Source organism: Streptomyces chumphonensis (genome assembly GCF_014779715.1).
In the GTDB taxonomy this organism is placed as follows: Bacteria; Actinomycetota; Actinomycetes; order Streptomycetales; family Streptomycetaceae; genus Streptomyces; species Streptomyces chumphonensis.
This window is the reverse complement of record NZ_JACXYU010000006.1, coordinates 266,003-279,331: the sequence shown is the minus strand read 5'-3', so window position 1 is coordinate 279,331 and position 13,329 is coordinate 266,003. Positions and strand designations below refer to the sequence as shown.

The following is a 13,329-nucleotide window of genomic DNA, read 5'->3' as shown; positions in this document are numbered from 1 at the left end:
CATCCCGCCCGCCCTCGTCCCAGCCCTCCCTTGGCGGCCAAGCTCGTAATGAACCTGTTACAAACCGTAGTTCGCGCCACCGGACTTTCGCAGGCAAACCCCCAGATATCCACAGAAAGAGTCACCAACACCGAGCTGAAGTGCCGCGCTGACGGCTCAGAGGAAACTCGAAGGTGACGCCTGAACACCAGCAAGCACAGCTGACATGAGGTACGTGAGAGCGGCAACGCCGTGCCATCGGTGCCCGCAACCGTTGTTGACAGGCCCCATCCGTACGCGGGCGATCTCGCGACGCAAAGGCCCTTCCACACTGCCGCTGACCGATGCCTTCCGCCCGTGCGGTCTCCATAGGCCCCGGCGAACCGTTGACGTCCCTGACGACTCCACCCGCGGGGTATGCGCTTCCGTCGTGGCGACAGGTCGGCTCGTGGAACGTGTGGAACAAGAACTCTGGCCTGTGGCGGCAACCTTCTTGTGAGCCGACGAAAGCCCTGTCCGGCACACACTCGACGCAAGACATGCTGCGAGGTTCTTGAGGCCGCCCTCATGGCCTCGCTGACAAGGCTGACTCAAAGCACCCTTGTGCGGCCGGAGCTTGGTCGACTTGACAACGCCTACACCTGGAGAAGCACGAGCATGGGGCAAGCCGCGCAGGCACCGTCGGGTACCCGGGACCTCTTGGCCGATGAGGTACGCCGCCGAAAGGCCGCGTTCGACACGTTGGCCGAAATCTTCGAGAGCTTCGGGTTCGACCCCCTGGAAACCCCGGCTTTCGAGAATGTGGACGTGATCACCGGGAAATACGGAGAAGAAGCGTCAAAACTCGTCTTCAAGATCCTCAAGCGCGGCGTGCATGAAGCATCCGGGCAGCCCGATCTGGCTCTGCGCTACGACCACACGGTGCCGCTGGCGCGAGTCATCGGTAGTCACGGCGGCAAGTTGCCCAGTCCCTAAAAGCGTTACGCGATCGGTCCGGTGTGGCGGGCGGACCGGCCGCAGGAAGGGCGCTTCCGTGAGTTCGTGCAATGCGACATCGACACGGTCGGGTCCCACTCCCCGCTTGCCGACGCTGAGGTCGTTCTCGCTCTCGCGCAATGCCTCGACGCCCTCGGCGTGCGCGAGTTCACCGTCATGGTGAACTCCCGGAAGGCTCTCTACGCCCTGCTGGACGTCTACGGCATCGCTCCGGACAACGGCCCCGGCGTCCTGGGCACGCTCGACAAGCTCGACAAGATCAGCGCCGATGCCGTCGCGAAGGAGCTGGCGAGCGAGCGGGGCATCTCCCCGGACGTCGCCGAGTCGCTGGTCGCGGACGTGGCCGCCGACAGCCCGAACCGCGTCCGGGAGCGCCTGGAGGCAACCGAGCAGGGCAAGGCCGGCTTGGCCGAGATCGACACACTCATCCGCCTCACGACCAGTGCCGGACTCGCTCGCGAGCGCATCGTATGGTGCGCGGTCTCGACTACTACACGGGCGCGATCTACGAGGTGGTGGCCGCCGGATTCCCCGGTTCGATCGCCGCCGGCGGCCGATACGACCATCTCGTGGCGACGCTGGGCGGCCCCGATGTTCCCGCCTGCGGTGGTTCCATCGGCATCGAACGCATCCTGGCGATCCAGGGCTCGCAGCTCACCGAACCACGGGGCCTCGATGTCGCCTTGACGGTGATCGGTGGCGAGGACGACGTGATGCGCCTTGCTGCCGAGCTCCGCAGCAAGGGGAAGCGTGTGGGCACCTACCTGGGTGCTTCCACGAAGCTCGGCAGACAACTCAAGTAGGCCGCCGACCAGAAGGCCCGCATCGCGGTGTTGTACGGCCCGGACGAGCGAACCGCAGGAGAGGTCACCGTCAGGAACATGCACTCGGGTGAGCAGGCTCGGGTACCTCTCGCCGAGGCCGCCTCGTACCTGTGCGAAGCACTTGAGGAGTCCGGACTCCGCCCCGACCAGGAACACCTTGGGGCAGACCTCCGCTGAAGTGTTCCCGTCCAACGGGCAGGGCGCAGACGGTGACCGGGTCGGCGGTCGGCACATCCGGCCGCCGACCCGGTGCTACGCGGTGTCTTGTGCCGCTATCCGGCGAGGCTGAACGCTCCCCCTGCGGCGATCAGCGAGATGCTGCTGAGGCTGTTGACGGGTGCGGAGAGGGTCGTGCGGTTGACGGCGGTGCCGTCACCGATCTGTCCGTTGTTGTTGTAGCCCACGGCACTGACCTTGCCGTCACGATCGAGGACAAGGGTGTGGTAGTGACCGGCGGAGATGGCGCGGATGTTGGTGGCGCCGTCGAGGGTGATGGGGGCGGGGCGGTTGGTGAGGGTACCGTCGCCTTGCTGCCCCTGGGCGTTGTAGCCCCAGGTCTTGACCGTGCCGTCCGCGAGCCGGGCGACGCTGTGGTGGACACCGGCGCTGATCTCGCGGGCGGTGGTGATCTCGTCGACCTTGACCGGCGTGAGGCGCTGCGTGGAGGAGTTGTCGCCGAGCTGCCCCTCGGAGCCGCGGCCCCAGGCCCAGACCGTGCCGTCGGCGAGCCGGGCGAGGCTGTGGACATTGCCGCCCGCGACACTGCGGACGTTGGCGAGGCCGGTCACGGTGACCGGGGTGGTGCGGGTGGCGACGCTGTTGTCGCCGAGCTGGCCGTTGCCGTTGAGGCCCCAGGTCTTGACGGTGCCGTCGGCGAGGACGGCCAGGCTGTGGGCGCCTCCGGCGGCGATGGCTTCGACGTTGGTGAGACCGGCGACGGTGACCGGGGTGGTGCGGTTCGCAAGGCTGTTGTCGCCGAGCTGACCACTGGAGTTGAGGCCCCAGGCACGCACGGTGCCGTCGGCGAGCAGAGCCAGACTGTGGTTGGAGCCCGCCGCGATGGCGACGACGCCGCGCAGCCCGGTGACGGTGGACGCCTGGTCCTGGTTGGTGGCGGTGCCGATGCCGAGCTGACCGCTGGTGTTGAGGCCCCAGCTCTCCACAGTTCCGTTGGAGAGTAGTGCGAGGCTGTGGCTGGCGCCGGCTGCGATGCTCTCGATGTCGGCGCCGGTGAGCCCGGGGACGGTCACGGGCTTGTACTTGGCGCTGGTGACGACGCCGCCCAACTGGTAGCTCTCGTTGGCTCCCCAGCCCTTGAGCCGGCCCTCCTGGGCGGTCGCGACGGAGGGCAGGGCCCACGCCGCGAGAATCGCCAGCAGCGTCAGCAGCCCCGCAAGGGCGGGAGACCTGCGGCTCCGGCCGTGTTGAAGTGCGTCCATCTCGGTCCTTAGCGATCAGGTGGCGCGGGCAGGGCAGCAAAGCCGCCCAGACCAATCACCCACAGTGAAATAGCTGTCGCCGGGAGTATCTGCCCTTGGTGAATCGTCGCTGCCCCAGATGGCGGGTGCGTTCACCCGAAGTGGTGGGCAGACCGGGCGTGTCGCACGTGACACGCCGTCTTCGAAAGCCCGGCGCACGCCCCGGAAGTCACCGGCGCAGGCGGGGGCGCGCCCGTCACTGACTCCGATCCGCGACAACTCGGCGCTCCGACCGGGCCCGGCCGCTCGCTTCCGCCGTCCCCGCGTCCCTGGCGTGGAACGTGTGGAACGAGCGCTCTGACCTGGGGTAGTCACGTCACCCGACACGTCGTCAGCCGCCCCCGGGCGGCATTCTCGTCATGCCTCTACTACGCAGCGTGTTCCCTGCTGCGACTCCGGCGCAGGGAGGCAGTGAGACCAGGCGAGACACAGGAAGAGGCACGGCATGACGACGACACCACGACCCGACAGCGAGACCGCCGCCCGACGGGCCAAGGTCAAGGAGGCCCTGACCGCCCAGTACGCGCTGGCGGACGCCCTCCGGCGGGCCGGCATCCAGCTTCCGGCCATGGAGATCCGTACCCCATGGGCCGACGAGTCCGAGGGCGGGGCACGGTATGCGCTCATCCATCTCGGCGTCTGTTCGGCCCCCGTCGCTCACCTGCTGGCCGATGTCATCGCCAGGGGCGCCGAGCGGTGACGGCGGCCGAGCTGCCCGCCGTGGGCACGGCGGTGCGGGACACCGGATCCGACCGCGTCGGGGTCGTCATGGCGCACGAGGGCCCGTACGTGCAGCTTCGCCCGCTGCTCGGCGGGCTGGAGTGGGACGCGGCCCCCGACGCCCTCGTCCCGCTGGACTCCGGCGAGCGACTGCGCGCCCACGTGGCGGAGCTGAACGCCCGCAGCCGCCGCCCAATCCGCTGAACGCACCACGTCGCTGCCGTCGGCGACGCGCGGCGCGTGCCCCTTCCGCGTGTCGCCGAGGCTCGACGCGGAACCTCCTGCTCCGAGCACAAGATCACGCCAACTTCCCCTGGCGCGATGCCCAGTGTTCCCACTGGTCAACTCTTGCTGGCAGACAACTGAGCGATCCTGGCGGGCCGGCGACCTTGGCAAGAACTGGCCGGTATGGCCGGTGAGTTCCGGGGCACAGGCAGGCCACTTCTGGGGCTGCCGTGACACCTTGCGCGTGCTGTGGCGGCCACTGGGGCCGTCCTGGGGGTCTTCCTGGGGGGAAGATGCTGCGCAAGCGTGCTGCGGGCACGCCATATCGGCGTGCCCGCATGTCAGTGAGATCCGGCCTGGTCGCGGTCGTCGCGGCGTTGGCCACCACCGCCGGTGCCATCCCGGCCGTCGCCCTGTCCGATCCGGGCCCGGAGTCGGCGTGGGGCAAGGGCGGTGACGCGAAGGTGCCCCCGGTGGAAGTCGGGGAGACCGAACCGCCGGCGGCGTTGGACGAGCGGACGCCGTCGAAGGAGGTGTCCGACTGGCGGGACGCCCAAGAGCGGCGCGCCACCGAGGGCAGGGATGGCGAGAAGTCGCAGGGTCCGGACGCCGTGCCCGGCGCCGATGCCGAGGCCGACGCGACGGGCTACGTGCCCGAGGGTCAGGGCCAGGTCCCGTGGCACGAGATCACCGATATCCGCGTCACCGACTCCCTGGTGGCGCGCGTCAACTACTCCACCGGCAACCTCATGCTGGCCGCGACCGACTTCGACATCGCCGGGGTCGGCCAGAGCCTGCGCCTGGCCCGCACCTACAACTCCCTCGACGCGCCGTGGGGCAAGGTCTCCCAGCGCTGGTGGCAGGAGTACGAGCGCTACCTGCTCGTGCAGCAGGACGCCGTCGTCCTCTACGACGCCACCGGCGCCTCCGCGCGGTTCACCCAGGACGGCAGCGCATTCACCACGCCGGACGGCTCCAGCAAGGACCTCACCCGCGAGGGCGACGGCTCCTACACCCTCACCGACCGCAGAACCGGGGCGAAGGACCACTTCAACAGTCACGGCACCCTGACGTCGGTGGAGGAGCGCAACGGCGGCCGGATCACCGTCGACCAGCACGACCAGGGCGCCGAGCACCTGGGCTTCAAGCTCACCGAGACCCGCTCCGGTCGGTGGGTGGACCTGGTCAAGACGGCCGGTGATCAGTGGCAGGCGAAGGACCACACCGACCGCACCGCCGTCTTCAATCTCAACGCGGCCGGTGACCTGGCCGAGACCATCGACACCGAGGGCAAGAAGACGACCTTCGGCTACGACCACGACCGCCGCCTGACGAAGATCACCACTCCCGAAGGCCGCGTCACCGTCTTCACTTACGACGCCCACAACCGCGTCACCTCGATGCTGCGCGCCACCGAGTTCGACGGCGACGGCCACACCGGACCCACGTACACCTACCACTACACCGCCGCCGCGCCGGGCGAGGCGGGCACCACCACCGTCACCGACCCCCTCGGCCACGCCACGGAGTACGAGCACAACGCCGACGGTGAGGTCGAGAAGGTCACCGACCCGCTCGGCCACTCCCGCTCGCGCACCTACAACGTCTCCACCGCCACCGACGCCATGGGCACCGGCGGCAGCGGCGGTAACGTCACCGCCTACGGCTGGGACGCCCGCAACAACCCCACCTCCGCCGAACTGCCCACCGGCGCCACGGCGGCGCTGACCGGCTACCAGACCATCGCCGGCACCGACCTTCCCGGCACCCTCACGACCCCCGACGGCGAGAAGACCGACTACGCCTACGACGGCGCGGGCAACACCACCTCCGTCGCCGTGTCCGGGAGCGGCGGCGGAACGCGGGAGTTCACCTACAACGACGACACCCCGCACTGCGGCGGCTTCGAGGGCCAGCGCTGCACAGCCAAGGACGCCAACGGCAAGACCACCGAGTTCGAGTACGACGCCACGGGCAACCTGAAGAAGGTGATCCCGCCCTCCCCGCTGGGCGCTACGACCTACACCTACGACGACCTCGGCCGCCCCAAGACCGTCACCGACGGTCGCGGGATCGAGAGCGTCTACGTCCACGACCACCGCGACCGTGTCACCAAGGTCTCCACCGCCACCACCACGGTGACCTACGGTTACGACGGCGACGGCAACCTGGCCATCCGCTCCGACGGCACCGGCGTGACGAAGTACGCCTTCGACCCGCTCTCCCGCGAAACCGTCCGCACCCTGCAGAACGGCTCCCAGACCGTCCTGACCTACACCCCCGACGGCAACGTCAACACCTACACCGACCCCGGCGGCACCACCACCTACCACTGGGACTCCGCAGGCCGCCTGGAATGGCTCAAGGACCCGGCCGACCGCAAAACCACCTACGCGTACGACAACAACGACGTCCGCACGAAGACCACCTATCCGGGCGGCACCGTCCAGGACGTCACCCTCGACGCCTCCAGCCGCCCCACCCGCATCAAAGCGACCTCCCACGAAGGAACCCTCGCCGAGCTCTCCTACGACTACACCTACACCGCCGGTGGTCAGGCCGCCGACGGCACCAAGATCCGCACCCGGACCGACCACACCACCGACACCACGACCACCTACACCTACACCGACGCCGGACGCCTCTCCCGCGCCACCGAATCCGGCGGCGGCGCCACCTGGCAGTACTGCTGGGACCCCGCAGGCAACCTCACCAGCCAGGGCATGGCGTCCGGCTGCCCGGCCAGCACCACCTACACCTACAACGACGCCTCCCAACTCACCGCGAAGAACGGCGACACCACCGGCTGGTCCTACGACCCAAGCGGCAACGAACTCGCCGGAGCCTTCACCAACGCCACCGCCCGCACCGACGCGCAGTGGTCGGACCACTCCCAGATGACCTCCGTCGAGGTCGACGGAACCACCTTCGACGCCCAGTACGCCTCCACCGACCAGAGCGAACGCATCCGCCTGGGCAACACCTGGTTCCACAACGGGCCGTTGGGCCTCGCGGCCAAGACCACCGCAGGCCAGGACATGGGATTCGTCCGCGAACCCGGGGGCACGCTCAATTCCATGACCACCGGAGGCACGGCGTACTACTACCTCACTGACGCCCTCGGCTCCGTCATCGCCATGACCGACGAACACGGCAACAAGAAGAACACCTACGCCTACACCCCCACCGGCACGCTACGCGCCAGCCAGACGAGCGAGGAGGTCTCCCAGCCCTACCGCTACGCCGCCGGCTACCAGGACACCACCGGCCTCTACCACCTCAGCGCCCGGTATTACGACCCTCAGATCAGCCGCTTCACCCAACCCGACCCGAGCGGCCAGGAATCCAACCCATACCTCTACGCCGAAGGCGATCCCACCAACCGCATCGACCCCACCGGACTGTGGTCCATCGGCCTGGGAGGCGAAGCTTGCTTCATCTACTGCATCGGGGGAGGCTTCAACTGGGATGCTGACAGCTCCGAATCGGGAGCCTACTTCCGCATGGGCCTGGGGTGGCCAGGCGTTGAAGGAGGCGTAACTGCATCTAGCGGGAATCCAAGCGAAGGGCATTCCGGCTATGGAGGTTGCGGCGCCGGACCACTGATGGGAGAAGCCAACTACTCAGACAAATGGGTCGGCACAACAGGAATAGGCTACTTCAGCTCTCCAACTTGCTCGGCCGGTTGGCAATACCAGTGGTAGTGATGGTGCCCCGCCTCCCGTAGGCGGGGCACCATCACGTTGTAAAATCCTAAAGAGGGAGGCTTCGTGGGTATACCGTTCAGCATATTTTTCATCGCTTTCGGTACCTCACTCATAATTTTTCGAGAACGGTTCATACTTGGCGCACTTGAAAGTCAGCAAAAGATCTTCCACACTGACGGCCGCGGATTTGAGAAAGCCGGGCGCATCATGGTTTTCACCATGGGGATCGGAATGACACTGCTAGGCATCCTGGGGGTTTCCGGGATAGTTTAGCGGTGACATCAACGGGAGTGGCCATAATGGAATTACTATTCGGAATCTTCTTGACCGTTTTCGGCTTGGCCATGGTCGCCTACCGAAAGCGATTGGTGCAAGGGTCCATGGCAGGACATCGGACTGTATTCGGCCTGGGTGGCAAATTCACTCGACTCTACGCCACGGTGATTTTCACGGCCTCCGGCATCTCCCTCTCAGCTTTTGGCATTCTCATCATGATCGGCGCTATCGAAATGTGAGCAGTCGCACCGATACCGCTGCAGACGTCGCCAGAAAGGATCGTCCAGACGAGGACATGGCGTGACGCTGGACGCGGATGGCCGTGATGTCCGGGACCGAGCCCGGTTCGACTTCCGATATCCACAGCGGAACGCCGTTGGGGGCGGCCAGGAGTTGAAGGTTGCCGGCGAAACGGCGGGCCTTCCCAAACGTGGTTCCACAACGGGCCGTTGGGCCTCGCGGCCAAGACCACCGCAGGCCAGGACATGGGATTCGTCCGCGAACCCGGGGGCACGCTCAATTCCATGACCACCGGAGGCACGGCGTACTACTACCTCACTGACGCCCTCGGCTCCGTCATCGCCCTCACCGACGAACACGGCAACAAGAAGAACATTTACGCCTACACCCCCACCAGCACGCTACGCGCCAGTCGAACAGACGAGGAAGTGCCTCAGTCCTACCGCTTCGCCGCCGGCTACCAGGACGCCACCGGACTCTTCAGCTTCGCCGATGCTGTCCGCGTGGTCGTCGGCACTGCCACCGGTGCCCTCGGCGTCTCGGCTGTCGGCGCTCTGTGCGGGAACGTTCGGGATCGGTGCGTGGGTGCCGCGGTCGTGACCGGAACCCTGTGGGGCGCCGCCGGCGGCGGCCTCGGGGCTACTCTCGCGGGGCGTTCCCGCTGAGAGGGAGAACGGTGTCTGGGGTGGCCTGCCGGGCGGTGCGACCGGCGCACTCCTCAAGTAGGGCGTGAACCGATGAGAAACCGACGCATTCTCACCGTGGCGCTCTGCAGCCTGGGCACTGCCCTGGTGGGTGGACTTGCCACAAGCCTCGGGGTCTTCGACTGGGAGGTGTGGCAAGGCGCGGCAGTGTTCCCCGTGGCCGGACTGGTCTCAGGGGCTATCGCCTCCGCGTCACGTTCAAGGCCGTAGCACCTCCGGAATCTCCCGTTTCACCGATGACCGAGGTCGGGATACCACAAACCTCATCGACCCACCGCACTCTGCTCCTACGATGAACTCGTTCCAGACATGCCCTGCCCGCCGCCCGCTGGCAGGCCGCCCGCGCCGCCGTCGACGCCGACACCCCCCTCGTCCTGCCGGACGTCGACCCCCGCGCCGTCACGGGGCTGAAGTTCTCCGCGGCCCTCCCCCGACGCCTGGCCGTGGCCACGCTCGCCGCCCGCCTCGCGGACTTCACCGGCGCCCGCGCCGCCCTGGCCGAACCGACCCGCCTGCACCTCGACACCTGAGGCGCCGTCGGGCGGCGGGGCGCGTCAGGGCCGGGTGGCGGTGCGGCGGGCGTAGGCGCGCGCGGCGCGGACACGGTCGCCACAGCGCGTGGAGCACCAGTGGCGCCTGCCGTGCGTGCGCAGGAGGAACCGGTCGCAGGGGGCGGATCCGCAGACGGCGAGGATGTCGGCGTCGGAGCCGGTGAGCAGGTCGGCGGTGTCGGATGCGAGGGTCGCCAAGGCGTGGTTGACGGCCCGGTCGGTCGGATGCGCCCGGACGCGGCCCGGCCCCCGGGATTCGCCCCAGGTGAGGAGAGGTGCGGTCGGTACGGCCGTGAGGGCCTCGTTCACCGCGCGCAGGGACTCCTCGGGCGGGACGGTGCCGTCGGCGCGGGCGGCGAGCAGGGCGCGTACGTGAGTGCGCAGGGTGCGCAACCGCTGGGCGCACACCTCGTACAGCCGCACGTCGGGGGCGATCAGGTCGTGGGCGGCGAGCCAGTGCATGGCGGTCGCGGGGGTGGCGAGCAGGTCGTAGCTCTGCTCGGCGGGCAGGGTCGCGGCGGTGTCGGCGAAGTCGAGGGAGCGGTAACGGTCGGCACCCGGCGCCGGCGGCAACGGAGGCCGCGCCGGGTCGGGAGCCGGGGCGTCGTCCATGCCTCTCATGGTAGCGCTTGCGCTTTTCCGTGAAACCCGCTTAGCCTCACATCACGCTAAACACTCGCTTCTTTCGTGAGAAACGGAGACGTGATGTCCCATCCCGACGCCGATCAGTTCCCGGTCCGCACGCTCGGGGGCCCGACCGCCCTGTTCGAGTACGGCGGCCTGCGCTTCCTGACCGACCCGACCTTCGACGGCCCCGGCGAGTACCCCTCGGCCGGGCCCACCCTGACCAAGACGGCCCCCGCCACCGCCACCCCCGCCGATCTCGGCCCGATCGACGTGGTCCTGCTCTCCCACGACGAGCACGCCGACAACCTCGACACCTCCGGCCGGGCCCTGCTCGCCGATGTCCCTCTCACCCTGACCACGCCCGGTGGCGGCGAACGCCTCGGGGAGCGGGCCCGGGGCCTGTCCGACTGGGAGGCGGTCGCACTGGATCGGCCTGGCGGCGGCACCCTCAGCGTGACCGCCGTACCCGCCGTCCACGGGCCCGGACCGCGCGCGGACGTCGAGCCCTTCACCGGGCAGGTCGTCGGCTTCGTCCTGACCGGTGCGGGGCTGCCGACGGTCTACGTCAGCGGTGACAACGCCTCCCTCGACGCGGTCAGGGAGACCGCCGAGCGCTTCGCCCCGGTGGACACCGCCCTCCTGTTCGCCGGCGCCCCCCGCTTCCCCGTGCTCTTCGGCGGCGGGCTGCTCGTCCTGGACAGCGCGCAGGCCGCCGAGGCCGCCCGGATTCTGGACGCCCGCCGTGTCGTCCCGGTTCACCACGACGGTTGGGCCCATTTCACCGAGGGCCGGGGCGAGTTGGAGGCGGCCTTCGCCGCCGCCGGACTCACCGCACGCCTGGACCGGGACTGGAGGGCGCACGCCTGACCCTCAACCGTCGCCGGGACCCTCGTGGGAGCAGGGTGCCTGCACACGTGGCCCGCGCCGAGTAGGTACGTTCCGGCCATGGAGGGCGACGCGGGGGCGTTGCGGGAGTGGGGTGGGTGGTGGGTGCAGGAGTCGACACGCGTGGGGTTTCGGGGTTCGGAGGCTGACCGAAACACATCAGTTCGACATCCCGGGCAGGCTCGTTGGGCCCCTCGACCGCGCTGGACGACCGTCAGGGGTGACCACGTTGACCTCGACCGCTGTGCACGAGAAGCCGGAAGCCGTGCCTCCGCCGCCCCCGGCGGAGATCACCTACACCGGGCGGTACTCCGTCAATCCGCTCGCCGAGGTCTCCTTCCGGCGGATGTGCGCGCAGATCCCTGCCGTGCTGGGGCGGATCGGCCGGCTGGCGTGGCGCACGGACCGACGGGCCGTGCAGATCCTGCTCGGCTGCCAGGTCGTGACGGGCGTCGCGGCGGCCGTCCTGCTCACCGCGACCGCCCGCGCCATGGGGCCGCTGCTCGGGGCCGGTCCGGTAGCCGAGCGGCTGCACGGGGCGCTACCCGCGCTGCTGGTAATGGCGCTCGCCGCCGCGCTGGGCCGGGGGGCGGGGGCGGTGGCCACCTACGCCGAGCGGCGCATCACGCCCCGGCTCGTCACCGAGACGGACAGCGCGCTGGTCGAGGCGGTGTGCCGGGTGGAGGCCGCCGCCTACGCGGAGGACGGGTTCGTGGACCGTCAGGAGGCCGCCGAGATGGGGGTGATCCGCGCGCAGTTCATGGTGGCCGACGCGCAGCGGTTCAGCTCCGCGCTGATCCGCATGGTCACGGCGGCCGGGGTCCTGTCGGTGCTCAACGTGCTGATGCTGCCGCTGCTCCTGCTGGCCGTGCTCCCGGCCGGTGCCGGCGCCGTCCTGACCGCGCGGGTGGACTACGAGATCCACTACGCCAACATCGCCGACCGCAACGTGCGCGGCATGATGCGCTGGTGGGCCACCACGTCGAAGTACGCCGACGAGGTCCGTGCCAACTCGATGACGGACTACCTGGTGTTCTGGTACCGGTCCCTGTCCGACCGCTGCGACCGGCGGACGCTGGCCGGCACGCCCCGGACCTTGCGCATCGCGCTGCTGTCCTCACTGGCCGGCGGGGTGTTCCTCGTCGCCGCGTGGGGCGCGCTGGGCTGGCTGGCCGTGACGGGCCGAGTCGACCTGGCCGTCGCCGCCACCGCCGTCATCGCCGTGCAGACCACGCTGGCCGCGCTCTCCGGGGTGGTCGTCAGCGGGGCGGCCGTCTTCCACACCAGCCTGTACCTGAGCGACATGCAGGCGTTCCTCGACGACGCCGTGGCACGGGCCCCGCGACGCGGCCGGGCCGCCCTCACCGGCCCGGCGGAGGAGATCCGGGTGGAGGAGGTCGTCTACCGCTATCCCGGTAGGAGCCGACCGGCCGTGGACGGCGTCTCCCTCACCCTGAGGCGCGGACAGATCCTCGCGATCGTCGGGGCGAACGGCTCGGGCAAGTCGACGCTGACCCGGCTGCTCACCGGGGTCTACCTGCCCGACCGGGGCAGGGTCACCTGGAACGGCACCGACCTCGCCGACATCGACCCGGGGACGGTGTGGGCGCGCACCGGCCTGGTGCCGCAGATCTTCGCCCAGTGGCCGCTGCGGGTGCGGGAGAACGTCACCCTCGGCCAGCCCCGGACGCATGACGACGGGCCGGTGTGGGAGGCGGTCGACGTGGCCGGGCTGCGCGAGGCCGTCGAGGAGCTGCCGGCCGGCCTGGACACCCTCCTGGCCCGCGACGTCTTCGGCGGGTCGGAGTTCTCCGGGGGCCAGTGGCAGCGCGTCGCCTGTGCCCGCGCGCTGTACCGGCGGTCCGAACTGCTGATCCTGGACGAGCCCACCTCCCAGATGGACCCGCGCGGCGAGCACCGGATCTTCGAGCGGATCAAGGCCGTCGCCGCCGACCGCGTCACCATCGTGGTCACCCACCGGCTGGAGAACACCCGGCTCGCGGACCACGTCGTCGTGATGGAGCACGGCCGCGTCACCGAGCAGGGGCACTACGACGATCTCGTCCGTGCCGACGGGACGTTCGCCGAGTTGCTGGCCCTGTCGCAGGACCGCTGAC

11 protein-coding genes and 1 pseudogene are annotated in these 13,329 nt (G+C 69.2%); 10 read left to right on the top strand and 2 right to left on the bottom strand.

Annotated features, from left to right (window positions below):
- Positions 1-396: 396 nt before the first annotated feature.
- The 3 genes and pseudogenes from IF129_RS26755 to IF129_RS27090 all read left to right on the top strand — a co-directional run.
- A pseudogene (locus IF129_RS26755) lies at positions 397-1,356 on the top strand (ATP phosphoribosyltransferase regulatory subunit); the annotation flags it as partial.
- An 89-nt stretch (positions 1,357-1,445) separates the two neighbouring features.
- Complete coding sequence (locus tag IF129_RS26750) at positions 1,446-1,778, top strand: ATP phosphoribosyltransferase regulatory subunit (RefSeq protein ID WP_263576228.1); 333 nt, start codon at positions 1,446-1,448, stop codon at positions 1,776-1,778.
- Between the two features lie 27 nt (positions 1,779-1,805).
- The gene (locus tag IF129_RS27090) at positions 1,806-1,976 is read left to right on the top strand and encodes a His/Gly/Thr/Pro-type tRNA ligase C-terminal domain-containing protein (protein WP_345602004.1); all 171 of its coding nucleotides are present in this window, start codon (positions 1,806-1,808) and stop codon (positions 1,974-1,976) included.
- 95 nt (positions 1,977-2,071) lie between these two features.
- On the opposite strand, the gene IF129_RS14715 is transcribed toward IF129_RS27090, so the two are convergent.
- The gene (locus IF129_RS14715) at positions 2,072-3,238 is read right to left on the bottom strand and encodes an RCC1 domain-containing protein (protein WP_191210088.1); all 1,167 of its coding nucleotides are present in this window, start codon (positions 3,236-3,238) and stop codon (positions 2,072-2,074) included.
- Between the two features lie 484 nt (positions 3,239-3,722).
- Here IF129_RS14715 and IF129_RS14710 point away from each other — a divergent pair, with 484 nt between their 5' ends.
- The 5 genes from IF129_RS14710 to IF129_RS14690 all read left to right on the top strand — a co-directional run bounded on the left by IF129_RS14710 (position 3,723) and on the right by IF129_RS14690 (position 9,110).
- A complete protein-coding gene (locus IF129_RS14710) occupies positions 3,723-3,977 on the top strand; it encodes a hypothetical protein (RefSeq protein ID WP_191210087.1) in 255 nt (84 codons plus the stop codon).
- On the top strand, positions 3,974-4,201 hold the full coding sequence (locus IF129_RS14705) for a hypothetical protein (protein ID WP_191210086.1): 228 nt from the start codon (positions 3,974-3,976) through the stop codon (positions 4,199-4,201). Before IF129_RS14710 ends, IF129_RS14705 begins: the two co-directional genes overlap by 4 nt.
- A gap of 359 nt (positions 4,202-4,560) precedes the next feature.
- Positions 4,561-7,926: an RHS repeat-associated core domain-containing protein gene (locus IF129_RS14700; RefSeq protein WP_191210085.1), complete on the top strand. Its 3,366-nt coding sequence runs from the start codon at positions 4,561-4,563 to the stop codon at positions 7,924-7,926.
- Positions 7,927-8,228: 302 nt separating this feature from the next.
- The gene (locus tag IF129_RS14695) at positions 8,229-8,444 is read left to right on the top strand and encodes a hypothetical protein (protein WP_191210084.1); all 216 of its coding nucleotides are present in this window, start codon (positions 8,229-8,231) and stop codon (positions 8,442-8,444) included.
- A 285-nt stretch (positions 8,445-8,729) separates the two neighbouring features.
- Positions 8,730-9,110, top strand: a complete 381-nt coding sequence (locus tag IF129_RS14690; RefSeq protein WP_191210083.1) for a hypothetical protein — start codon at positions 8,730-8,732, stop codon at positions 9,108-9,110.
- Between the two features lie 593 nt (positions 9,111-9,703).
- Here the strand turns inward: IF129_RS14690 and IF129_RS14685 are convergent.
- Positions 9,704-10,312 (bottom strand): CGNR zinc finger domain-containing protein, encoded by a 609-nt coding sequence (locus tag IF129_RS14685; protein ID WP_191210082.1) that lies wholly within the window; start codon positions 10,310-10,312, stop codon positions 9,704-9,706.
- Between the two features lie 93 nt (positions 10,313-10,405).
- Here IF129_RS14685 and IF129_RS14680 point away from each other — a divergent pair, with 93 nt between their 5' ends.
- A complete protein-coding gene (locus IF129_RS14680) occupies positions 10,406-11,194 on the top strand; it encodes an MBL fold metallo-hydrolase (RefSeq protein ID WP_191210081.1) in 789 nt (262 codons plus the stop codon).
- A 247-nt stretch (positions 11,195-11,441) separates the two neighbouring features.
- Positions 11,442-13,328 carry an ATP-binding cassette domain-containing protein gene (locus IF129_RS14675; RefSeq protein ID WP_191210080.1) on the top strand — a complete coding sequence of 629 codons (1,887 nt, stop codon included), beginning with the start codon at positions 11,442-11,444 and terminating at the stop codon, positions 13,326-13,328.
- The last annotated feature ends 1 nt before the right edge of the window (position 13,329 follow it).